The 23,565-nt window shown below is 68.7% G+C and carries 20 protein-coding genes; 1 reads left to right on the plus strand and 19 read right to left on the minus strand.

The genetic code is table 11. The annotated features are described in order from the left end of the window. Nucleotides 1-183 precede the first annotated feature (183 nt). From GGD82_RS09695 to GGD82_RS09760, 14 genes are all read right to left on the minus strand, one after another. Nucleotides 184-1,767, minus strand: a complete 1,584-nt coding sequence (locus GGD82_RS09695) for an ABC transporter substrate-binding protein (RefSeq protein WP_150061570.1) — start codon at nucleotides 1,765-1,767, stop codon at nucleotides 184-186. A gap of 203 nt (nucleotides 1,768-1,970) precedes the next feature. Then, entirely contained in the window at nucleotides 1,971-2,669 is a 699-nt protein-coding gene (phoB, locus tag GGD82_RS09700; RefSeq protein ID WP_150061636.1) for a phosphate regulon transcriptional regulator PhoB, read from the minus strand. Between the two features lie 81 nt (nucleotides 2,670-2,750). After that, complete coding sequence (phoU, locus tag GGD82_RS09705) at nucleotides 2,751-3,494, minus strand: phosphate signaling complex protein PhoU (protein ID WP_150061569.1); 744 nt, start codon at nucleotides 3,492-3,494, stop codon at nucleotides 2,751-2,753. A 32-nt stretch (nucleotides 3,495-3,526) separates the two neighbouring features. After that, the gene (pstB, locus tag GGD82_RS09710) at nucleotides 3,527-4,363 is read right to left on the minus strand and encodes a phosphate ABC transporter ATP-binding protein PstB (protein WP_150061568.1); all 837 of its coding nucleotides are present in this window, start codon (nucleotides 4,361-4,363) and stop codon (nucleotides 3,527-3,529) included. 5 nt (nucleotides 4,364-4,368) lie between these two features. Continuing rightward, a complete protein-coding gene (gene pstA / locus GGD82_RS09715) occupies nucleotides 4,369-5,673 on the minus strand; it encodes a phosphate ABC transporter permease PstA (protein ID WP_246163758.1) in 1,305 nt (434 codons plus the stop codon). Nucleotides 5,674-5,815: 142 nt separating this feature from the next. Continuing rightward, nucleotides 5,816-7,282, minus strand: coding sequence for a phosphate ABC transporter permease subunit PstC (gene pstC / locus GGD82_RS09720; protein WP_150061566.1), 1,467 nt, complete (start codon nucleotides 7,280-7,282; stop codon nucleotides 5,816-5,818). Between the two features lie 173 nt (nucleotides 7,283-7,455). Continuing rightward, nucleotides 7,456-8,478 carry a PstS family phosphate ABC transporter substrate-binding protein gene (locus GGD82_RS09725; RefSeq protein ID WP_150061565.1) on the minus strand — a complete coding sequence of 341 codons (1,023 nt, stop codon included), beginning with the start codon at nucleotides 8,476-8,478 and terminating at the stop codon, nucleotides 7,456-7,458. A gap of 246 nt (nucleotides 8,479-8,724) precedes the next feature. Then, entirely contained in the window at nucleotides 8,725-10,050 is a 1,326-nt protein-coding gene (locus tag GGD82_RS09730; protein WP_150061564.1) for an RsmB/NOP family class I SAM-dependent RNA methyltransferase, read from the minus strand. Nucleotides 10,051-10,098: 48 nt separating this feature from the next. Then, nucleotides 10,099-11,085, minus strand: a complete 987-nt coding sequence (locus tag GGD82_RS09735; protein ID WP_375782123.1) for an ABC transporter substrate-binding protein — start codon at nucleotides 11,083-11,085, stop codon at nucleotides 10,099-10,101. A 114-nt stretch (nucleotides 11,086-11,199) separates the two neighbouring features. Next, nucleotides 11,200-12,459 (minus strand): MFS transporter, encoded by a 1,260-nt coding sequence (locus GGD82_RS09740; protein WP_170284186.1) that lies wholly within the window; start codon nucleotides 12,457-12,459, stop codon nucleotides 11,200-11,202. A 16-nt stretch (nucleotides 12,460-12,475) separates the two neighbouring features. Then, complete coding sequence (locus tag GGD82_RS09745) at nucleotides 12,476-14,725, minus strand: xanthine dehydrogenase family protein molybdopterin-binding subunit (protein ID WP_150061562.1); 2,250 nt, start codon at nucleotides 14,723-14,725, stop codon at nucleotides 12,476-12,478. Continuing rightward, nucleotides 14,722-15,201 carry a (2Fe-2S)-binding protein gene (locus GGD82_RS09750; protein ID WP_150061561.1) on the minus strand — a complete coding sequence of 160 codons (480 nt, stop codon included), beginning with the start codon at nucleotides 15,199-15,201 and terminating at the stop codon, nucleotides 14,722-14,724. Before GGD82_RS09750 ends, GGD82_RS09745 begins: the two co-directional genes overlap by 4 nt. A gap of 148 nt (nucleotides 15,202-15,349) precedes the next feature. Further along, entirely contained in the window at nucleotides 15,350-16,096 is a 747-nt protein-coding gene (locus tag GGD82_RS09755) for a hypothetical protein (protein WP_150061560.1), read from the minus strand. A 165-nt stretch (nucleotides 16,097-16,261) separates the two neighbouring features. After that, entirely contained in the window at nucleotides 16,262-17,215 is a 954-nt protein-coding gene (locus GGD82_RS09760; RefSeq protein ID WP_150061559.1) for a glutathione S-transferase family protein, read from the minus strand. 218 nt (nucleotides 17,216-17,433) lie between these two features. On the opposite strand from GGD82_RS09760, the gene moaB reads away from it, so the two are divergent. After that, nucleotides 17,434-17,976, plus strand: a complete 543-nt coding sequence (gene moaB, locus GGD82_RS09765) for a molybdenum cofactor biosynthesis protein B (protein ID WP_150061558.1) — start codon at nucleotides 17,434-17,436, stop codon at nucleotides 17,974-17,976. Nucleotides 17,977-18,121: 145 nt separating this feature from the next. Here moaB and GGD82_RS09770 read toward each other — a convergent pair whose 3' ends face one another. From GGD82_RS09770 to GGD82_RS09790, 5 genes are all read right to left on the minus strand, one after another. Further along, a complete protein-coding gene (locus GGD82_RS09770; RefSeq protein ID WP_150061557.1) occupies nucleotides 18,122-19,015 on the minus strand; it encodes a hypothetical protein in 894 nt (297 codons plus the stop codon). 112 nt (nucleotides 19,016-19,127) lie between these two features. Then, a complete protein-coding gene (locus tag GGD82_RS09775; protein WP_150061556.1) occupies nucleotides 19,128-19,613 on the minus strand; it encodes a type II toxin-antitoxin system RatA family toxin in 486 nt (161 codons plus the stop codon). A gap of 4 nt (nucleotides 19,614-19,617) precedes the next feature. Beyond that, entirely contained in the window at nucleotides 19,618-20,604 is a 987-nt protein-coding gene (gene lipA / locus GGD82_RS09780; RefSeq protein ID WP_150061555.1) for a lipoyl synthase, read from the minus strand. A 19-nt stretch (nucleotides 20,605-20,623) separates the two neighbouring features. After that, complete coding sequence (gene lpdA / locus GGD82_RS09785; RefSeq protein ID WP_150061554.1) at nucleotides 20,624-22,027, minus strand: dihydrolipoyl dehydrogenase; 1,404 nt, start codon at nucleotides 22,025-22,027, stop codon at nucleotides 20,624-20,626. A 171-nt stretch (nucleotides 22,028-22,198) separates the two neighbouring features. After that, complete coding sequence (locus tag GGD82_RS09790; protein WP_150061553.1) at nucleotides 22,199-23,473, minus strand: D-amino acid dehydrogenase; 1,275 nt, start codon at nucleotides 23,471-23,473, stop codon at nucleotides 22,199-22,201. Between the last annotated feature and the right edge of the window lie 92 nt (nucleotides 23,474-23,565).

Consider the following 23,565-nt stretch of genomic DNA (forward strand, 5'->3'; position numbering starts at 1 on the left):
AACGAACAAAGGCCGGCGTGGGTTGGACTCCGCCCGGCACCAAGGATGCGCCGTGCCAAGGCGAGCCCCCGTCCCGAAAGACGGGGGCGAACGGAACCCGGGTCGACGGCACGGCGGACGACCCGGGCGGTGTTCGGCGCGACGCGCCCCGCGATGGCGATGACAGCGCCCGAACCGAGCGGATCAGTCGTCGATGACGAGATCGCCCAGGTACGGGAAGTCCATCACATTGACGATGTCCTCGATGTGGACACCCTTGCGGGCGGCCCAGGACAGGTTCTGCCAGTGCAACGGCACGAACGCGGCGTCGTCATACAGGATGCGCTCGACGTCCTGCAAGAGTGCGGCGCGCGCCTCCAGATCCACCATGGTCTGAGACTGGAGAATCATCTCGTCGACCTTGGGGTTGGAGTAGTTGCCGGCGTTGTACTGACCGAAGCCGGTGTCGGCATTCGGGGTCATCGTCAGGAACTCGGTGTAGTTGGCCGAGTCCTCCGTGTCGGCATGCCAGCCGATCATCATGATATCGGCGGCGCGCACATCGAATTCGGGCCAGTACTGCGCCTTCGGAAGCGTGGTCAGGTCGACCTTGATATTGATCCGGGCCAGCATAGCCGCGACGGCTTCCGCGATCTTGGCGTCGTTCACATAGCGGTTGTTCGGCGTCATCATGGTGACGGAGAAGCCGTCCTCGTAGCCGGCCTCCTTCATCAGGGCCTTGGCCTTGGCGAGATCATAGCGCGGCGTCAGGTCCGGATTGTAGCCGACCATACCGGGGGCGCTCTGCTGGCCCGCCACGGTGCCGAAGCCCTTCATGATCTTGTCGACGATGCCCGCGTTGTTGATCGCGTAGACAATGGCCTGACGGACGCGCGGGTCCTTGAACGCCTCGACCCGCTTCTGATTCATCTGCAAGGTGATGATGCGGGTGCCGCCCATGGTGACCAGATTGACGTTCGGGTCATTGCCCAGGCGTTCCAGGTCGTTCGGGGGCACAGGCTTGATGTAGTCCACACCACCGGACAGCAACGAGGCCACGCGGGTCGGATCTTCCTTGATCGGGGTGAAGATGATCTCGGTGACGTTCCCCGGGGATTCGGTGTCCCAGTAGTCGGCGAAGCGCGTGAACTCCACGCGCACGCCCTGCTCGCGGGCGGTCACGACGAACGGACCGGTGCCCGACTCATGGCTGGTGGCGAAGGCGTCGCCGTGCTTGATGATGATGTCCTTCGGCTTCCCGTTCTCATCCGTCCCGGTGTAGAATTCCTTGTCCATCGGGAAGATGTAGGTGGCCATGTTCAAGACCAGCGGGTAAGGCTCCGTGGTGATCAGGTCGACGGTATAGTCGTCGATCGCCTTGGCGGCCTCAAACGGCTCGAACAGACCCTTGAAATCTGGACTTTTCTTCATGCGATTGAAGGTGAAGACCACATCCTCGGCCGTGAACGGGTTGCCGGAGTGGAACGTCACGCCCTCACGCAGGTGGAACCGCATGGTGGTGTCGTCGATGCGTTCCCAGCTTTCGGCCAGACGCGGCTCGAACGCCATGTCCTGGGTGAATCGCACCAGCGGGTCGAACACCATATGCGCCATTTCAAGGGTGCCGCCGGACAGCTGCTCCTGCGGGTCCAGCGACACCGGATCCGCGTCGTAGGCCATGCGTAGCGTCTTGGCATCGGCCGGCGCCACGCCCGCGACATCGGCGCCGACGGCCACCGCGCAGGCCATCAGCGCGCCGGTGGCGGCGCTCTTCAAGGTAAACGTCATGCCTGTCTCTCCCTCGTGGTGTTGGTCGGGGCACCGGAGTGGCACAACGCCGGGCCACCGGGCCGCCCGATCCACGGGTCGGTGGTACACCAGGGCGTAAAGGCATGGAAGGGGGCGCCGGGCCACCCGGCCCCGATTCGTCGGGCCGGCGCGACTCCGGCCGGGTGAAGCGCGCGAGCGCTCGGCACCCGGACCGCTGCGGATCAGGCGACCGGAACGGTGGCGTCGAGCGCGTAGCCGGCCGCCCGCACCGTGCGGATCAGGTCGGTTTCGCCCGGTCCGTTCAAGGCCTTGCGCAGGCGTCGGATATGCACGTCCACGGTGCGCGGTTCCACGTAGATGTCGGGTCCCCACACCGCGTTCAGCAGCGCCTCGCGCGAGAACACGCTGCCCGGGTTCTGCATCAGGAAGCGCAGCAAACGAAACTCGGTGGGGCCGAGATGAACGTGCCGGCCGCTGCGGGTCACCCGGTGCGCGCCCAGGTCCATCGCCACGGTGTCGTACTCCAGCACCCCTTTGGGCTGGGCCGGCTGCACCCGGCGGAGCTGCGCCTTGACGCGCGCCAGCAGCTCCGGAACCGAAAACGGCTTGGTGATGTAGTCATCGGCGCCGGTGTTGAGGCCGCGCACCTTGTCCGCCTCCTCGCCGCGCGCCGTCAGCATGACGATGGGCACCGCGCGGTCCGAGGACTTACGCCGGATCTGGCGGCAGACCTCGATCCCCGACAACGCGGGCAGCATCCAGTCCAGCAGCACGAGGTCCGGGTCCGACTCGGCGAAGACCGTCAGGGCCTCCTCGCCGTCCATCGCCTCGCACACCCGATAGCCTTCCTTCTCCAGATTGTACCGGAGCATGGTGACGAGCGCGGCTTCGTCCTCCACCACCATCACCAGGGGCTTCATCGCTTCCATGGTCCCTCATGCCTCCAGCGGCTGTCTGGCTTACGCGGAACGCGCGCCATCGGGTTCCGCGCGGCCCGCGCGTCAGGTCGGACTCTCCGGTCCCGACGAGGGCTCTGTCGGCACCTCGGCGCCTTTCGGCCGCGCGGCGCGCAACGGACGGCCCAGCGCCAAATAGTGAACGGTCTCGGCAATATTGGTGGCGTGGTCGCCGATTCGTTCGAGGTTCTTGGCGATGAACATCAGATGCGAGCAGGCGGTGATGTTGCGCGAATCCTCCATCATGTAGCTCACCAGTTCCTGGAACAGGCTGGTGTGCAGGGCGTCCAGCTCCTCATCGCGCCGCCACACCACGATCGCGCGGTCTACGTCGCGCTCGACGTAGGCGTCGAGGACGTCCTTCACGATCTCCTGCGCCAGCCGCGCCATCCGCGCCAGGGCCGTGATGGCCTTGACCGGCGGCGACTGGTTCACCACCAGCGACCGGCGCGCCACGTTGGCCGCATAGTCCCCGATGCGCTCCAGATCGCCCGCGATGCGCAGTGCACCCACGATGTGGCGCAGATCCTCCGCCACCGGCTGGCGCAACGCCAGCAGGCGCACCGCGTGGTCCTGGATCTCCTGGTCCAGGGCGTCGACCTCGTTATCCTTGGCCGACACCTCGGCGGCCAGCGCGGCGTCGCGCTTGACCAGCGCCTGTAGCGCGGCGGCAAGCTGGGCTTCCACCAGCCCACCGGCCCGCACAACGGTATTGGACAGGCGGTCCAGCTCCGCGTCGAAGGAGCGCACCGTGTGATCGTTCGCGTGTGTTTCCGCCGTCGGGGCCATCGCTTCTTCCCTTCGGGAGTGCTGTATCCGGCCTAGCCGAACCGGCCCGTGATATATCCCTGGGTCAGTTTGTGTTCCGGATTGGTGAAGATGGTCTCGGTATCGCCCATTTCGACCAGATTGCCCAGATGAAAGAACGCCGTACGCTGCGAGACCCGGGCCGCCTGCTGCATCGAGTGGGTCACAATCACGATGGTGTAGTTCTCGCGCAGTTCGTCAATCAACTCTTCGATCTTCGCGGTCGCGATCGGATCCAGCGCGGAGCACGGCTCGTCCATCAGGATCACCTCCGGGCTGACCGCGATGGCGCGCGCGATGCACAGGCGCTGCTGCTGGCCACCGGACAGCCCGGTGCCCGGCGTGTCCAGCCGGTCCTTGACCTCGCCCAGCAGGCCGGCGCGCTCCAGGCTGGTGTGGACGATCTCGTCCAGCTCGCTCTTGTGCGCCACCAGCCCGTGAATACGCGGGCCATAGGCCACGTTCTCGAAGATCGACTTGGGGAACGGGTTCGGCTTTTGGAACACCATGCCGACGCGCGCGCGCAACTGCACCACGTCCACCTTGCGGTCGTAGATATCCTCGCCGTCCAGCCGGAAGTCCCCCGTCACCCGGCAGATGTCGATTGTGTCGTTCATCCGGTTGAGCGCGCGCAGGAACGTCGACTTTCCGCAGCCCGACGGCCCGATGAACGCCGTGACCTCGTGCGCGCCCACATCCAGACTCACATTCTTAATGGCCTGCTTCTCGCCATAGTACACGTTGGCGCCGCGCGCGGAGACCTTGGCGTTGTCCTCCACCGTCGGCTTGCCGGCGGTTGTTTCCGGGTACGCGTGCTCCTGCGCGGACTCGGAATGCTGCTCATCTTTCATGGCTCTTACCACTTTCTCTCGAAACGTTTGCGCAGCAGGACCGCCGCCGCGTTCATCAGGATCAGGAAGCCCAGCAGGCACATGATGGCGGCCGATGTCCGCTCGGTGAAGCCGCGCTCCGGGCTGTCCGACCACAGGAAGATTTGCACCGGCAGCACGGTGGACGGGTCCATCGGCGTGGCCGGAATGTCCACCACGAAAGCCACCATGCCGATCATCAGCAGCGGCGCGGTCTCGCCCAGGGCCTGCGCCATGCCGATGATGGTGCCGGTCAGCATGCCGGGCATCGCCAGCGGCAGCACATGATGAAAGATGGTCTGAAGCTTCGATGCGCCAACACCCAGCGCGGCCTCTCGAATCGACGGCGGCACCGACTTCAACGCCGCGCGGCTGGCGATGATGATGGTCGGCAGCGTCATCAGGGTCAGCACCAGACCGCCGACCACGGGGGCGGAACGGGGCATGCCGAAGAATTGGAGGAACACGGCGAGACCCAGCAGGCCGAACACGATCGATGGCACGGCGGCGAGGTTGTTGATGTTGACCTCAATGACGTCGGTCCACCGGTTCTTCGGCGCGAACTCCTCCAGGTAGACCGCCGCCGCGACCCCGATGGGGAACGACAGCGCCAGCGTCACCAGGAGGGTGAAGAACGACCCAACGGCCGCGCCCCAGATGCCGGCGAGTTCCGGCTGGCGGCTATCACCATTGGTGAAGAACCACCGGTTAAAGGAACCCTCGACCTCGCCCTGACGCACGAGCTGTTGCAGGTAACGCCCCTGGTTTTCGCTGATCAGCCGCTCTCCGGGCGGCAGCGACCAGGGAATCCCGGTGCTGGCCTCCCGGATGGTCCGCATGGTCACGGCCGGATCGATATTGCCCTTCAGGATCTGGTCGAACTCGGTCGCCAGCGGCACGTACACACTGATCCGCTGCCCCACCAGGGTCGGATCGTCCAACACCATGTCGCGGATGACGAAGTTGGCCCCGGGGCTCACCAGGGCGCGCACATCGCGGCGCGCGCTCCGCCCACTCGCGTCGGGAAACAGGGAGTACATCGCGTCGTTGATGGCACCCTGGTAGTCGGCCCGCGCCAGCACCTCGGGGTCGCGCGTTCCCTGAGGGTCGATGTCCTGCGGGTACAGCGTGACGTCCAGGCGGACGGTGTACTGCACGAACGCGGTGTAGCCGGAGCCGATGATGGTCACGAACAGGGTGACCAGCATGGCCAGCGCAAGGATGATGGCGCCGATGCCATAGGCCTGAAAGCGCTTCTCGGCCGCGTAGCGCCGGGCCAGCGAGGCCTGCATCTTCTCCTTCGCGGACGCGGTGGAGCCCGAGGAGGGACCCGATGGGGACCTCGGGTCGGTGGGCGCGGTGGATTCGGTCATGATGTGTCTCGCTCGGTCGGGCTCGAACTCGGGTCGCGGTGGGGGCACGGCAACCGGCCCGTCAGTCGTACTGCTCGCGGTATTTGCGGACCACGTGCAGGGCGATGATGTTCAGGCACAGCGTCATGATGAACAGCACAAGGCCAAGGGCGAAGGCCGCCAGCGTCTTGGGGCTGTCGAACTCCTGGTCGCCCACCAGCAGGGTGACGATCTGCACCGTGACGGTGGTGACCGCTTCCAGCGGGTTGGCGGTCAGGTTCGATCCCAGGCCCGCGGCCATGACCACGATCATGGTCTCGCCGATGGCCCGGCTGACGGCCAGCAGGATGCCGCCCACGATGCCGGGCAGCGCGGCCGGCAGGATGACCCGGCGGACGGTCTCGGACTTGGTGGCGCCCAGGCCGTACGACCCCTCGCGCATCGACTGCGGCACGGCCGTGATGACGTCGTCCGACAGCGAACTGACGAACGGGATGATCATGATCCCCATGACCATGCCGGCGGCCAGCGCGCTCTCCGAGGAGACGTCCAGGCCGATGCTTTCGCCGACGTCGCGGAAGAACGGCGCCACGGTCAGCGCGGCGAAGAAGCCGTAGACCACGGTCGGAATGCCAGCCAGGATCTCCAGCAGCGGCTTGACGACCGCGCGCACTTTGCTGTGCGCGTATTCCGCCATGTAGATCGCCGACAGCAGGCCGATCGGCACCGCCACGCACATGGCGATGAAGGAGATCAACAGCGTGCCGGCGAACAGCGGCACCGCGCCGAACGACCCGGTGGACCCGACCTGATCCGCCCGGATGGCGGTCTGCGGGCTCCAATGCAGGCCGAACAGGAATTCGGTGAGCGGGATCTGCGCGAAGAAGCGGATCGCCTCGAACAGCAGCGACAGCACGATGCCCAGCGTCGTCAGGATCGCCACGGTCGAGCACAGGATCATGAAGGCCGTGACGGCCTGTTCGACCCGGTTGCGCGCCCGCATCTCGGGGGCGATCCACCGCCAGGCCACACCGGCGCCGGCGCCGGCCACCGCGACGCACGCGGCGACCATCAGAAGGAAACTGGTGTCCCGGTAGCCCTGGTAGTAGTCCGCGACCTCCTGCATGAAGGCCGCATGGCCCGTCGAGGCCGTGCCCGCCGCCATGTTGCGGATTTCGGTCTGGAGCAGGTTGTACTGGTCGGCGCGCAGCGCGGACAGGTCAATCGTGGTGGCGTTTGGCTCCAGGCTGAGCAGCAGGGCCAGCTTGGACTGGCGCACGCTCTCCATATGGGCCGGATCGGCGATGTGGGCCTGGAAGTAGTCCAGGGCGGCGCTCATGGCCAGCATCGGCTCCAGCGGCACCCAGATCACCAGCAGGATCAGGGCCGGCACCGCGCACCACAGCGCGACGAAATGCCCGTGGTAATTGGGCAGGGAATGCAGCGCGCGCGGTTGGCCCTCGCTGCGGGCGACGGCCCGTTGGCGGCCCATCGCAAAACTGATCAACGTCAGACCCAGAATGGCGGCGATGACGTAGAGGGTTTCCATGGATGACGTCCAGTACTGCTACATGCGGCTGTCTGTCCGAGCGACCGGCCACGTCTGGCGGTGTTCACCGGAAGGACCGCCCTCGACGGCACCAGCGACCGGCCCGGGAGCCGGTCGCTGGCACGCGTCGCGGTCTTCACGTCCGCCATGACGGCCGCGAGGCGCGGCGCCCGTTACATGTTGACGTTGTCAACCTTGTTCATGGCCGCTTCACGGTACTTGGCGCGCTCCTCATCCGGCATCGGGATCAGGCCCTTGTCGGCGAGGTAGCCTTCCGGACCCCAGGCGGCGTCCGAGGTGTACTCGGCCAGGAACTCTTCCATGCCCGGGATCACGCCCATGTGCGCCGTCTTGACGTAGACGAACAGCGGACGGGAGACCGGGTAGGCGCCGGAGGCGATGTTCTCGAAGGTCGGGGCTTCGCCCTCGACCACGGCACCCTGGATCTTGTCGTGGTTCTGGTCGAGGTAGGAGAAGCCGAAGATGCCCAGCGCGGCCGGGTTGGCTTCCAGCTTCTGAACGATCAGGTTGTCGTTCTCACCGGCCTCGATGAAGCCGCCATCCTCACGCATGGTGAAGGCGCGGGCCTTGAACTCGTCCTTGGACAAGCCCTGACATTCGGCCAGCTCTTCACAGCCCGGCTCCATGACCAGTTCCAGGAACGCGTCGCGGGTGCCGGAGGTCGGGGGCGGACCCAGGACTTCGATGGGCTCATCGGGCAGCGACGAGTCGATGTCGCTCCAGTTCTTGTTCGGGTTGGCCACCCAGGCGCCGTCCACGGGCACGTCCTTGGCCAGGGCCAGATAAATCTGTTCCTTGGTCAGGGTGAAGGCCGGGGCGCTCTTGGCATTGGCCAGGACGATGCCGTCGTAGCCGACCTTCATCTCGGTGATCGCGGTCACGCCGTTCTTGGCGCAGGTCTCGATCTCGGATTTCTTGATAGCGCGCGAGGCGTTGGAGAAATCCGGGTGCTCGACACCCAGGCCCGCGCAGAACAGCTTGAAGCCGCCGCCGGACCCGGTCGACTCGACAACCGGGGTCGGCATGCCGGTCTTCTTGCCGAAGGTCTCGGCAACGACAGTCGTGAACGGGTAGACGGTGGACGATCCGACGATGCGGATCTGGTCGCGGGCCTCGGCCACGCCGGTCAGGCCGACGGTCGCCACGGCGGCCAGCAGAATGCTCTTCTTGATCACGAGGACCTCCAAATCTGGATGGGCACGTCTGGATGGGAGCGTTCGGCCGGGGAGGATCCCCCGAGCCGCCCCGCCCCGGCGCGCGTGGCTGAGACGCACCGATGCGGACACGCACCGAATGCCCAACGCGGGGCATCCGGATTTGGCGTGACCCTACTCAGGGACGGCGACTCCCTTGTGACACAACGGTGAAAGTTTGGTTACAGCGACTGAGAGGGGGGGAAACGGGGGCGGGCGGGACGCGCCCTATTCCTCCGCGCGGCGCAGCACCGCAGCGAAAAACCCGTCGGTCGCGTGGACCGACGGCACCAGGCGCAGGGACAGGGCGTCCCCGGCGGCGGGGCAGGTGTCCGGCGGTAGCCCGGCCTCGGCCCAGGCCTCCACCACCGGCACGGGCGCGAACCCGGCCCCGGCGGGACCGGTGAGGAAGGCCGCCACGCGGTCCTCGTTCTCCGCCGTGAGCACCGAACATGTCACATAGATCAGCCGGCCCCCGGGCCGCACCAGCCGGGCGGCCCGCACCAGAATGGCGTCCTGCTCCGCCGCCAGGTTGACCAGATCCTCCGGATCGAGCCGCCAGCGGGCATCGGGGTTGCGGCGCCACGCGCCGGTGCCGCTGCACGGGGCGTCCACCAGCACGCGGTCGAAGGCGCCGGCCTGCCGCTTCAGCCACTTGCGGCCCGACTCGTCGAGCACATGAAGGGTCGCGTTGTGCACACCCGCCCGGCGCAGGCGGACCTTGGCGCGGTCCAGGCGCGGCGCGGACACGTCGCAGGCCAGCAGCCGGCCCTTGCCGGCCATGGCGGCGGCCAGCGCCAGGGTCTTGCCGCCGGCCCCGGCGCACAGATCGCACACCGCCATCCCGGGCGTGGCGCCGACCAGCGCGGCGGCGACCTGGGAGCCCGCGTCCTGCACCTCCACCAGTCCGTCGCGGAACGGCGCGGTCGCGGCCAGATTCACCCGTCCCTCGACCCGCAAGGCCAGGGGTGCCAGCGGCCCATCCACGGCCGTGATATCCGCCTCGGCCAGGGCGGCGCGGGCGCCCTCCCGGTCCGCCTTCAGCGTGTTGACGCGCAGGTCCAGCGGCGCCTCGCCGTTCAGCGCGGCGAGCGCGGCCCGCCAGTCCGGTCCCACAGTCGCGGACAGGCTGGCCGACAGGGGCTCCAGCAGCCACTCGGGCAGTTCCAACCGGTCGGCCTCCGGCATTTCCGGCGGTTCCAGCGGCTGGCCCTGAAGGCGCTCCGCCAGCGTGCGCTCCGGCCCGGTCAACGGCTCCGGCTCGTGCCCCTGCCCTGAGAACAGCGCCTTGATCGCCTTCACGGTCAGACCGTCCGTCAGGACCAGATCGGCGATCAGGCGGTCGCGCGGGGTGCCATGCCCGGTCCACCAGCCCAGCCGGGCGTGACGGCGAAGCAGACCATAGACCCGCTCCGTCACGGCGCGGCGGTCGCCCGCGCCGATGTAGCGACGCGCGCGCAGGAAGGTCTGCGCCACGGCGTCGGCGGGGCGCGGATCGCCCGCGATCGCAGTCAGCAGATCGAGGCTTGCGGCCAAACGAGCACCGGGAGTCATGGGCAGTCCTGTCGTCCGGAAGAGAGAAAGGCGCGACGCCCCGCCCCTCTACCGCGTCCGGACGTCCACCGCCAGCCTTTCCGCCGGAACCGTCTCGTCGATCATGCCCCGCGCCTTCAAGAAGGCCCCGAACGCCGTGTAGCGCGGCGCGTCCACCACCGCCGGGCGCAGCGCGAAGCGCGGCAGCGTGTCGGCCCAGGCGCGCCGGTTCAGGGCGTCGTCCACATCGGGGTAGGCGGCCACGAACAGGTCCCAGCATTCATCCGGATGGTTGATGAGGTAGCGTGTCGCGGACTCCAGCGCGCGCATCACGCGCGGCAGGCGCGGATCATCCACAGCGTCGGTGTTCGCCACCAGGATCAGCTCGTCATAGACCGGCACGCCGTGTTCCTCGGGATAGAACGCACGGCCGGGCCGGCCGACCAGCTCCATCTGGTTCAGCTCGAAATTGCGGAACGCGCCGACGACGGCGTCGACCTGCCCGGACAGGATGGACGGCGACAGACTGAAGTTGACGTTGACCAGGGTGACGTCGTCCAGGCTTAGGCTGGCGTCCTCCAGCATGGCGCCGAGCAGCACGTCCTCGAACCCGCCGACCGAGAAGCCGACGGTGCGCCCCTTCAAGTCCGCCAGGGACTCCACCGGCCCGTCCGCGACCGTCACGACGGAATTCAGCGGCGTCGCCACCACGGTACCCACGCGGATCAGCGGCAGGCCCTTGTCCACCTGGATATGAAGCTGCGGCTGGTAGGACACCGCCAGCGCGGCCTGACCGGCGGCGACCAGCTTGGGCGGATCGTTCGGGTCGGCCGGCGCGACCAGGGTCACATCGAGCCCCTCGTCGGCGAAGAACCCCTTCTCTTTCGCCACCACCAGCGTCGCGTGGTCGGGGTTCACGAACCAGTCGAGCAGGATCGTCAGAGGCTCGCCCTCCGCGGCGCGGGCCACGGGCGCCGAAGCCAGGACCAGACCGCACAAAAGCAGGCCGGACAGCGCGCGGATCGCCCCCCGGCGCCGGCCACCAAACATCGTCATGATCGAACAATCCCCTCTTTTGCGTTCGAACACACCAACGGCGGATGAGACGGACTCACCCGCCGAGGCGGCACCGGCCCGTGTCAACGGCCGTTGGTACAATCCGGGGCCAGTCTACGAAACGCGCGGCGCGGGTTCCACGACTTCCGTCGGCGGGTCCTCGCCCCACAGCGCGCCGCCGTCCCACGTCCGGGCCAAGAGGAGACCAAACACGCTCGCCCCCGCGCACAGGCCCGTCCCCAGAAAGAAGGCGAGCCCGCCGACCCGGGCATACAGCCAGCCCGACAGGATCATCGACAGCCCCAGCACGGCCCCCATGGCGAGGGCGGAGTACAGACCCTGCGCGCGCACGGCGTGACTGTGCGGCACGGCGCGGGCAATGAAGTGCATCGCGCCCAGGTGACCGGCGGCATAGGTCAGAGCGTGCAGCCCCTGCACGGCGAACAGGGCCACGGGATGGACCGTCACCGCCAGCACGGACCAGCGGACCAGGCCGCCCGCGGCCGCCGCCAGCAGCAGGCCGAGCGGCCCCAGACGCGCCACCATCCGGTTGCCGAAGGCGAACAACGCGACCTCGACGACGACACCGAACGCCCACAGGACGCCGATGGTCGTGTCCGACAGCCCGGCGGCGCGCCAGTGCAGGGTGGAAAAGCCGTAATAGGGCGCGTGGCTGCCCTGCGACAGACCGACACAGCCCAGGAAGAGCAGGAACCGGCGATCCCGCAGCAGCCGCAACACCCCGTCCCCGCCGAAGACCGGGCGACGGGCGCCGCGGGGAGCGCCCACGCGCATCTCGTCCGGCGGCAGAGCGGCGGCGCTCAGAACGGTGAGCGAGAGCGCGCTCAGGATGGCCGTCGGCACCACCACCGTCACCGGCAGCACGTCCAGCAGCGCGCCCGCCGCCACGGCGGCCACCATGAAGGTGATCGACCCCCACAGCCGCATGCGGCCGTAGTCCGCGCCGGTCGCCCGCACCACCCCCATGGCCACGGACTCGGCCAGCGGCATCAGGCCCGCCATGCAGGCCGTCGCCGGCACCGCCATCAGGAGGATCGGCCAGAAGCCCATCAGCGGCTGCAACAGGGCGAAACAGAGCAGACTGACCAGCGCCAGCCCGACCATGGTCGCGCGGCGCGCCCCGGTGCGGTCCACATGGCTGGCCACAACCGGATTGACCAACACCTTGGACCACTGTGCCGCCGCCATGACCAAGCCGATCTCAACCGCGCCCAGCCCGCGCGTTTCCAGCCACGCCGGCCAGAACGGCTGCATAACCCCGATGCCGGTGAACATCAGACCGTAAAACAGGCCCACCCGCGTGGCCGCGCGCAGGCCCAAGACACGCCGGGACACGAAGGAGCGAGCGGTCATGGCGCCGACGCCGGCCCTAGCTCGGAACGCGCAGGGGCAGCGACCGGAGGCGTCGCCCGGTGGCGGCGAAGACGGCATTGGCCACGGCGGGCGCCACCGGCGGCACGGCGGGCTCGCCGATCCCGCTCGGCGGATCCGTCGAGGGCACGATGTGCACCGCGATCTCGGGCGTCGAGGCCTGTCGCAAGACCTCGAAATCGTGGAAGTTGGATTGCCGCACCAGACCGGTCTCATCCAGGGTCAGGCGGCTGCGCAGGGTGGCCGACAGGCCGAACACCGTACCGCCCTCCACCTGGGCGCGGATGATGTCCGGATTGACCGGCAGGCCGCAGTCCACCGCGCAGACCATGCGGTCCACCCGGATCGTCTGCTCGCGCACCGTGACCTCGGCGACCGTGGCCACGACCGAGCCATAGGACTCATGCACCGCGAGGCCCCGGCCTCGCCCGCCCTCCATCGGCGCGTGCCACCCGGCCTGCTCCGCCACCAGCATCAGCACCCCCAGGGCGCGCGGATGGTCCCGCAGCAGATCGAGCCGCAGCACCAGCGGATCCACGTGGGCGGCGTGGGCCATCTCATCCATAAAGCTCTCGACCGCGAAGGCCGTGTGCGAATGCCCGATGGAGCGCCACCAGAGCACCGGCACGCCCGTCTCGGGCATGTGCAGGTCGGCGTGCACGTTCGGCACCGCGTAGGGCAGATCCTTCACCCCCTCCACCGCCATGGGATCGATCCCCGGCGCCCCCAGGATGGGCGCGAACGGGGTGTCCTTCAGCACCGACTGACACACCACCCGCTGGCGCCAGGCCACCGGGCGCCCGTTCGGGTCCAGCGCCCCGGACACCCGGTGCAGCGCCATCGGGCGGTAGAAGCCGCCGCGGATGTCGTCCTCGCGCGTCCAGGCCAGTTGGACCGGCGCGACGATGCCCCGGTCCAGCAGGCCACGCGCGATGCCGGCCGCCTCGGCCACACAATCCCCGGCGGGATTGGCACGCCGGCCGAAACTGCCCCCGGCGAGGGTGACATGCAGCGTCACTGCCTCCGGCTTGACCCGGGCCGCTTCCGCGATCGTCAGCACGTCCATGGTCGGAACCTGCGAGCCGGTCCAGACCTCGATGCCCGCGTCGGTCAGGTGGGCCACAGCGCTCGGCGGCTCCATCGGCGCGTGGGCCAGATAGGGCACCTCGTAGGTCGCCTCCAGCGTGCGCCCCTCGGGATCGGACAGCGCGGCGGCCGCGTCCCCGTCGTTGCGGACCACCGTGCCCGGCTGCTCGGCCAACTCCCGGTATTGCTTTCGGATCGCATCGGTGCCGACCGTCAAGGCGGCGCTGTCGTCCCAGGTGATGTTGAGGGCGGCGCGCGCCTGATCCGCCTGCCAGCTCTTTTCCGCCACCACCGCGACACCGCGCGGAAGGACAAGCACGGCCTTGACCCCGGGCACACTCTTGGCGGCGTCCTCATCCAGCGTCTTGAGCACGGCGCCGAATCGCGGCGGCCGACGCACACGCGCGACCAGCATGCCGGGCCGGCGGATGTCGCTGGCGAAGATCGCCGTCCCGTTGATCCGGGCCTCGGCATCCGGCCGGCGCAAATCACCCTTGCCGATCAGGCGGAACTGCTCCGGTGCCTTCAGCGCCACGGAGTCCGGGTCGGGCACCGTCAGGCCGGCGGCGCGCTCGACCATCGCGCCATAGGGCGCGGACCGGTCGCTGGCCGGATGCCGCAGCACGCCCTCGGCGGTCTCGATCTCCGCCGGAGCCACGCCCCACTCTTGGGCCGCCGCCGTCACCAGCATGGCCCGCGCCACCGCCCCCGCGCGCCGCATCTGCTCGAACGCGTTGGCCAGCGACGTGCTGCCCCCGGTGCCCTGCAACGGCCCCCAGAATAGATTGTTGTACCGGGCCGCATCGGCGGGGGCGGGCTCCGGCCGCACCTGGGACCACGCGGCGTCCAATTCCTCCGCCACCAGCGTGCACAGGCCGGTGTACACTCCCTGCCCCATCTCCAGGTGCTTGCAGATCACGGTCACGGTGCCGTCCGGCGCCAGGCGAACGAAGGCGTTGGGAGCGAACGGTTCGCCGTCCCGCGCATCCGCCGGCCCCTCACCGGCATCGGCGGCGGCCTCGGCGCCTCTGCTCGGCAGCAGAAGTCCGAGCGTCAGCCCCGCGCCGGCACCGGCCACGCTCCGCAGCAGGGTCCGTCGACTGAACCGCGGCGACTCGATACCGCCGGACCGAGCGGCCCGGCGCTCGATGAACGCGGTCATGGCTCGGCCCCTTCCGTCGCCAGGGAGAGCATCCGCGCGGCCGAACGGATGGCCGCCCGGATCCGCCCATACGTGCCACAGCGGCACAGATTGCCGTTCATCGCGGCGGTGATGGCGGCGTCGTCCGGGTTCGGCTGCCGAGTGAGCAGGGCGATCGCCTGCATGATCTGGCCCGGCTGACAGTAGCCGCATTGCGCCACATCGTGCTCCAGCCACGCCGCGCGGACGGCATCCGCCACCGGACCGGACACACCCTCAATAGTCGTGACCCTGGCGTCGCCGAGATCGCGCACATAGGTCTGACAGGCACGCACGGCGTCGCCATTCACATGGACCGTACAGGCGCCGCATTGCGACAGGCCACAGCCGTACTTCGTGCCCGTGAGACCGAGTTCGTCGCGCAACGCATTGAGCAGAGAGGTTTCGGGGGGAACGTCGAGGGTTTGAACCGTACCGTTGATGGTCAGGCGCGCCATGAAGTGGTCTCTATTTGGAAGACACAAAGAAAAAAGGGGCGAAGCCCGGTCCTTCTGGCCCGGACTGCCCGCTCACATAGGGAGTCATGTCTCTGGCAAAAAGAAGGCGACGACCGACCGGACACCCCGGACCGACCGCGGCGCGACACTACTCCGACCGCGGCGCCGCCGGCCCGGGTGCCCCGCCCATGGCCTCCGGCACCGAGACCACGACCTCGCGGCCAGCCACCGTCGTCCCGAGCGTATCCATCAGCGGCTCGGCCACCAACTCCGCCGCCTGCACCCGGGACAGGCCGTGCAGGGGTGTGTCGACCCAGCCGCGCCACAGCACGTCGCCGGAGGCCGGATCCCGCACCGACACCTGAAGACGCATCACGGCCGAAAACGAGTCCTGCCGCCGATGAAACACGTTGCCCTCGACGCCCGCCGTGCGCCCCTGAAGGTCCGTGACGTCGATCCCGTTGGCGGGCGCATCGTCGCCCGCGCCGTCGCGACGGCGCACGTCCTCGGTCTCCAGAATCCCCTTGGCCATCTCCGGCACACCCGAGCGGATGACGTAGTACTCGAACTCCATCTCCAGAAGTGGCCCCGCCGCCGTCCCGGCCGCCGGATGGGTCCGCGCCAGGGCATCCTCCAGCGCCTGCTGGATGGCATCGGTCTCGCGGGAGTCGTCGTACCGCTGGAACACGTAGCGGGCCGCGTCGGTCGGCATCGGGCCATAGGCGGCCGCATTCACGGTCGCCGACAGCGGCGCCACGGTCACAACCCCGGCGGACTCCGCCCGGGCCGGATCCAGCCCAGCGGCGCCGACCGCCAAGAGCCCAACGATCACCACAACGGCCGCAGACCGCCGCCGCCGTACCAACGCCCATGTCCAGGCCCAAGACTGCTTCATATCCGGTGGTGTCCTTTTTCGCCGAGCCTCTCTGCCGGGCTTCTATGCGGGGCGGCGCCAGGGCGCACTCTAGTCCCGTCCGCGCCCCGCTCCAACCTCTTGGCCGGTGCGGGACCCATTGCGCGGGCCTGTTTCGGAGCCGTTCGGACAGGCCTCGGCGACCGGTCACGCCACCCGCAGCCGATCGCGCCCGTGCGGCCGGGCGAAATCCAGGGCCGGTCCCACCGGCACGATCCCCGTCGGGTTGATGGTCGCATGACTGCCGTAGTAGTGCCGCTTGATGTGATCCAGGTTGACCGTATCGGCCACGCCCGGGACCTGATACAGCTCGCGCACATAGCCGGACAGATTGTCATAATCCGAAAGCGGGCGGATGTTGCACTTGAAGTGCCCGTGATAGACGGCGTCGAAGCGGATCAGCGTGGTGAAGGCGCGCCAATCGGCCTCGGTAATCTGGTCGCCCGCGAGATACCGCTGGTCGCCCAGCCGCGCCTCCAGACGGTCCAGCGTATCAAACACGGCCACCACCGCTTCGGTGTAGGCGTCCTGCTGGGTCGCGAACCCGGCCTTGTAGACCCCGTTGTTGAGCGTGTCGTACACCCACGCATTGACCGCGTCGATCGACCGGTGCAGGCGCGCCGGATACAGATCCGGCCCGGACGCCAGGTCGCCGAAGCCCTGATTAAACATACGCAGGATATCGGCGCTCTCGTTGCTGACGATGGTCCCGGTCTTCGTGTCCCACAGCACCGGCACCGTCACCCGGCCGGTGTAATCCGACTGGGCTGCCGTGTAGACCTGATAGAGGAAGCGCGCGCCCAGGATGGGATCGGCGCCCTCCGGCAGCTCCCAGCCGTGTTCCAGCATCAGCGGATCGACCACGGACACCGACACCACATCCTCCAGGCCCTTCAGGACACGGGCGATGAGCGTCCGATGCGCCCAGGGGCAGGCTAGCGATACATAAAGATGATACCGCCCCTTCTCGGCCGGATACGGCGTGGAGCCATCCGCACTCACCCACGCCCGAAACGCGCTGTCTTGGCGCTGGAATCGCCCTCCGGTGCTCTTGGTGTCATACCACTGGTCATGCCAGTGTCCCTCGATCAACAGGCCCATCGCACGGCTCCCTTGTCGCTTCGCGTGACACGCCACCGGCCGGCGACGCTGGTGTTCACATGGAGGTTGCGCGCGCCCAATCAACGGGCCGCCCTGTTGCCGATTGGGCAACAGTCTGGTTCCCGCCCGGCGGGCCGAACCGTCCTCGGTCCGTCTCTTTGTCAAACGCACGGTGCCGGGGTAGCGTTGCATCGTCACCGCCATCATGAGGACACGCCATGCCGGGTCTCGACGAATCCCTGCCGTTCCTGCCGGTTCGCATCGCCATCCTGACCGTCTCCGACAGCCGCACCCGGACCGATGACCGCAGCGGCGACACCCTGGTCGCGCGGCTGGAGGCCGCCGGGCACACGCTGGCCGACCGCGCCATCGTGCGCGACGAGGCCGCCGTCATCGTGGAACGCCTGCGGGCCTGGATCGCCGATCCGGGCGTGGACGCGGTGATCTCCACCGGCGGCACCGGCGTGACCGGCCGCGACGTCACGCCGGAGGCGATGGCCCAGGTGTTGGAAAAAGAGATTCCGGGTTTCGGCGAACTGTTCCGGATGCTGAGCTACCAGACCATCGGCACCTCGACCGTGCAGTCGCGGGCGATCGCGGGGGTGGCCGACGGCACCTATTTGTTCGCGCTGCCCGGCTCTACGGGGGCGTGCAAGGACGCCTGGGACGGCATCCTGGCCACCCAGCTCGACAGCCGCTACCGGCCCTGCAATTTCGTGGAGCTCATGCCCCGCCTGCGGGAGCATCGGACGGGCGAGTGACGCGGCAAACGCGACCGCGCCGACACACGCCCCCTTCGTGTTCAGTGGGGCGTGTTCGGTGGGGGCGTGTTCGGTGGGGGCGTGTTCGGTTTGATGTTTAAGCACATCGTCGTCGCAATCTGTTCCAGATTGCTCGGGATTTGCTCTAATTCGCCCCCAGATGGTCCGCCAGCGCGGGCAGGGTGCGGGCCGTGCCATCGGCGAGCCAACAGGCCCCGCCCAACATGCGCCCGGAGAAGCGGTCCACCACGGCCGTGGGCTGGCCGCCCTCGCTCACGCAGGCATCCGCCTCGACGCGCGCGGCGAGTGGCAACGCGGCGGTCACGGGAACCGGTAGGCCGATCTGGGGCGCGGACCGGCCGCCCTTGGGCGGCACACGCTGGTAGGCGGCGGGCAGGCCTCGGGGTTCCTCCTCCTCCTCGCCCTCAACCACGACCTCCGGCGCGGGGGGCGGTGCCGTCTCCTCGGCGGGCGGAGCGTCGGGCTGCGGCGGCGGCGCATCCCCGGCGGCAGCGACCAGCTCCATGACCAGCGCGCGGGCGTCCACGGACAGGAACGGCACTCCCGCAATCGCCGCCAGGGTGGTCACGCACCAGGGGTGCATGGGCGCCCCCGGACGGGCCGCGCGCGGCGCCCAGACCTGAATTCCGGTCTCGCCCATACGGCGCAGATACATCGCCTCGGTGGGGTCCTCGTAGCTCGCCAGCATCGGCTCCAGCCGCGCGGCGCAGGTCCTGGCCTCCGCTTCGCTGACGACGATCGGCGGCGGGGGTTCGGCTTCGGTGGCATCGGCGTCCGCCCCAGCTTCGGCCGTGTCGCCGGCACCATCGGCGGCCCCGCGCGTGGCATCCCCCGGAGCCGTCTCTGGGGCATCATCGGAGGGTGCTCCCAGGACGCTGTCGGTCACACCGTCTTCCTGCATGCCGGCGCCCATTTGGGCCTTGGCCATGTGGAGGGACACGCCCTGCATCAGAAGACCCGCCGCCAGCGCCGCCGCGAAGCGGACGCCGCGTGTGTCGCCGAAGCCGATGGAGCCCATCGCGGATCCTCTCTGCGCCCTATCCGATGCACCAGGGCCGCGCACGCGCGACCCCCCGTTCACCGTGTCTAGCGAACCGACGGAGCCCTGTCGAGCCTGTCGCGTCCGAGGATCAGAGCGTGGAGGGATGCGGTCGGGCCTCGCTGCCCGCACCGGGCGATGACGGCCGCTGACCGTACAACTGTTCCGCCCGGCGCTCGAACGCCGCGACCATGCGCCGCACCGCCTCGTTGAACAGCGCGCCCATGATTTTCTGCAGGAAGGCCGAGCGGAACTCGAAATCGACATAGAAGTCGATCATGGTGCCGCCCTCGGCGGGCTCGAAAATCCAGTGGTTGTTCAGGTACTGGAACGGCCCTTCGGTGTACGACACATCAATACGCTTGCCGCTGGTCAACTGAACCCGCGACGTGAACCGCTCGCGCACCATTTTGAAGCCGATGACCAAATCCGCGTAAAAGACATCGCCTTCACGCTTTTTGATCCGTGACGCCAGACACCACGGCAGGAACTTCGGGTACTTCTCAACGTCCGCGACGAGGTCGTACAGCTCCGAGGGCTGGTAGGGCAGAAATCGCTTTTCGCCATGTGTCGGCATTGGATCAGGTGGTCCTCAGGCGGTCCAGACGGGCGCGGCGCAGAGCCTCGAAGTCCCGGTCGGCGTGATAGGACGAGCGGGTCAGCGGCGTGGCCGAGACCAGCAGGAAGCCCTTGGCACGCGCCGCGCGCGCATAGTCCTCGAACTCCTCCGGGGTCACGAAGCGGCTCACCGGCGCGTGCTTGCGGGTGGGCTGTAGATACTGGCCGATGGTCAGAAAGTCCACGTCGGCGGACCGCAGATCGTCCATGACCTGCCAGACTTCCTCGCGGCTCTCGCCCAACCCGACCATGATGCCGGACTTGGTGAACACCTCTGGGGCCTGTTCCTTGGCCCGTTGCAGCAGACGCAGACTGTTGAAGTAGCGCGCGCCGGGGCGGATAGAGGTATACAGGCGCGGCACGGTCTCCAGGTTGTGGTTGAAGACCTCCGGCGGGCTTTCCAGCACGATGTCCAGCGCGCCCGGCTTGTCGCGGAAATCGGGCGTCAGGATCTCCACCGTCGTTTCGGGCGCGGCAGCGTGAATGCCGGCGACGCAGCGCTGGAACTGGCGCGCCCCGCCGTCCGGCAGGTCGTCGCGGTCCACCGAGGTGATGACGACATGCTTCAGGCTCATCGCGGCCACGGACTCGATCACACGATCCGGCTCGCCCTCGTCCAGCGCGTCCGGCCGGCCGGTGCGCACGTTGCAGAACGCGCACGCCCGGGTGCACGTCTCGCCCAGGATCATGAAGGTGGCGTGGCGGCGCTTCCAGCACTCCCCGATGTTCGGGCAGGCCGCCTCCTCGCACACGGTCGCAAGCTTCTTGTCGCGCATCAGGCGGCGCACCTCGGCGGCCTCCTGCGAGGTCGGCGCCTTGGCGCGGATCCAGTGCGGCTTGCGCGGCGAGGCTTGATCCGGCCGCTTGGCCTTCTCAGGGTGGCGCGGCCGCCCGGCGCGCGCCTCCACGGCCGGGGCTTCGTCCGGGTCGTCCACGGCCGTCGATGTCATGGTGATGTCATCCATACGCCTAGAAATGGAGGGCCCGCCCGTAAGCGTCAAGCACGGACTCGTGCATCATTTCGGAGAGTGTGGGATGCGGGAAGACCGTGTGCATCAACTCCGCCTCGGTCGTTTCCAGGGTCATGCCCACGGCGTAGCCCTGGATCAGTTCCGTGACCTCGGCGCCGATCATGTGCGCGCCCAGCATCTCGCCGGTGTCGGCGTCGAACACGGTCTTGATGAAGCCCTCGGTCTCGCCCAGCGCAATCGCCTTGCCGTTGCCGATGAACGGGAAGCGCCCGACCCGAACCTTGTGGCCCTGCTCCTTGGCCTTTTCCTCGGTCAGGCCGACGCTAGCCACCTGCGGATGGCAGTAGGTGCAGCCGGGGATTCGCCGTGTGTCCAGCGGGTGCACACCCTCGACGCCCGCGATCCTCTCGACGCACAGCACGCCCTCGTGGCTGGCCTTGTGGGCGAGCCAGGGCGGTCCGGTCAGATCGCCGATGGCATACACGCCGGGCTCGTCGGTGCGGCACCATTCGTCCGTGACCACGTGGCTGCGGTCGACCTTGACCTTGGTGGCGTCCAGGCCGATGTCCTCGACGTTGCCGACGATGCCGACGGCCAGGATGACCCGATCCACGGTGATGTCCTGGGGTGTGCCGTCCTTGCCCTCCAGCGTCGCGGTGACCGAGTCGGCGCCGGTCTTAAGCGCCTTGACGGTGGTGGCGGTGTGGATCGTCATCCCCTGCTTCTCGAACGCCTTGCGGGCGAAGGCGGAGATCTCCGGGTCCTCGACCGGCAGGATGCGATCCATGACCTCGACCACCGTGGTCTTCGCGCCCAGTTCGTGGAAGAAACTGGCGAACTCGATGCCGATGGCGCCGGAGCCGACGACCAGCAGCGACTTGGGCATGGTCTCGGGGACCATGGCCTCCTTGTAGGTCCAGATGCGCTGTCCGTCCGGCTCCAGGCCGGGCAGGCTGCGAGCGCGGGCGCCGGTGGCCAGAATGATGTGCTTCGCGCTCAGTTCGGCGACCGGCTTGCCGTCCTTGGTGACCGCCACGCCGCCCTGTCCGGTCAGACGCCCGTGGCCGTCGATGACCGTGACCTTGTTCTTCTTCAGCAGGTGGGTGACACCCCGGGTGAGCTGGGCCGCGACGGCCCGCGACCGCTTGACCACTGCCGCCATGTCCACACGCAGGTTGTCCGCCGCTAGCCCGAAGTCCCCGGCGTGACGGATGATCCGATGCGCCTCCGCCGAGCGCAGCAGCGCCTTGGTCGGGATGCAGCCCCAGTTGAGGCAGATGCCCCCCAGGTGCTCGCGCTCCACCACGGCCGTCTCGAGGCCAAGCTGGGCGGCGCGGATCGCGGCAACGTAGCCGCCGGGGCCACCGCCAACGACGATCAGGTCGTAGGATGTGTCACTCACGAATCGGATCTCCCGGATCAGGGACAACGGTGTGGGACGGAGGGCACGCGGACGCGCGAAACCCACGGGGCGCGGGACCCGGCCCCTGGCACAGATTGGCACCCGGACACCCAACGTCCAGGGGCAACGTCCAGGGGCAACGTCCAGAGCCCCCGTCGAGGGCGGGGCCGCTCAGGGCAGCCGGAAGCGCTCCAGGCCGAAGCCCCTAAGGTCGATGGCCGGGGTTCGGCCCGCAATCAAATCGGCCGTCACCTGCGCCGAACCGGCCGCCATGGCCCAGCCCATGGTGCCATGCCCGGTGTTCAGGAACAGGTTGTCCAGGCGGGGCGACGGTCCCAGCAGCGGCACCGAGTCGGGTGTCGCCGGACGCAAGCCGCACCAGGGGTCTGGCGCGTCGTAGTTCCCGCCCTCCGGGAACAGGGCGCGGGCGTTGCGGAGTGTCAGGGCGACGCGGGCCGGGTTGAGCGTGGTGTTCCAGCCCTCGAACGCGGCCGTGCCGGCGCAACGCAGGCGGTCCCCCAGCCGGGAATACACCATCCGCACCTCGTCGTCGGTCACGCTGACCGAGGGCACGCCGGTGGCGCCCTGTGTGTCCAGGGTGATCGAATAGCCCTTCGCCGGATAGATCGGCAGGTTCATGTCGATGCTCCGCGCCACCTGCGGCGAGAAGCTGCCCAGGGCCAGCACGACCGCATCCGCCGGCATGGGGCCGAGGCTGGTGGTCGCCCCGCCCACGGTCCGCCGCACGCGCAGAGCGCGGTACAGGCCGTGCACCTCGACCCCATAGTGGAAGGTGGCGCCGTGGCGCGCCGCCGCCTCCGCCATCGCGACGGTGAACTTGTGCGCATCGCCGTTCTCGTCGCCCGGGCTGAAGAACGCGCCCGAAAGACTGGGCGCCGCATGCGCCAGGGCCGGCTCCAGCGCCACGGCCTCCTCAATGGAAATCGGGCGCCGCTCCAGCCCCGCCGCAGTCATCAGGTCGGCGATGGCGCGGGCGCGCTCGAACCCCTTGGGGTCGCGGTGGATATGGATAATGCCCTCGGTGCGGGCGTCGTAGTCGGGCGCCATCGTCTCGCGGATGACCCGCAGGCGGTCGCGGCTGTACAGCGCGAGCCGCACGGCCCGGTCCACGTTGCGCGCCCGTGCCCCCGCACTGCAATTGAGCAGGAAGCGCAGGCCCCACGACCACAGGGCCGGGTCCGCCCGCAGCCAGCGGAATTGCAGTGGCGCGTCGTCCCGCGCCAGCCAGCGGAGCAGCAGGCCCGGAATCTGCGGGCCCGCCCAGGGCTCCGAATGGCTGGCGGCGATCTGGCCGCCGTTGGCGAAGCTGGTCTCCAGCCCCGGGCCGGGCTGTCGGTCGACGACCGTGACCCGGTGCCCGTCGCGGGCCAGCAAGCAAGCCGTGGTGGCGCCGATCACACCGGCGCCAAGGACCAGAACGTTCAACAGGGGTCTCCGGCTCGCGGTCTGCCGTGCCCCGCCGGGGCCAAAGGCACCCGTCCGCCGGCACGCGAGCCGCGCGCGTCCCCGATCCGGTG

It is taken from the genome of Roseospira marina, assembly GCF_014197855.1.
Taxonomy (GTDB): domain Bacteria; phylum Pseudomonadota; class Alphaproteobacteria; order Rhodospirillales; family Rhodospirillaceae; genus Rhodospira; species Rhodospira marina.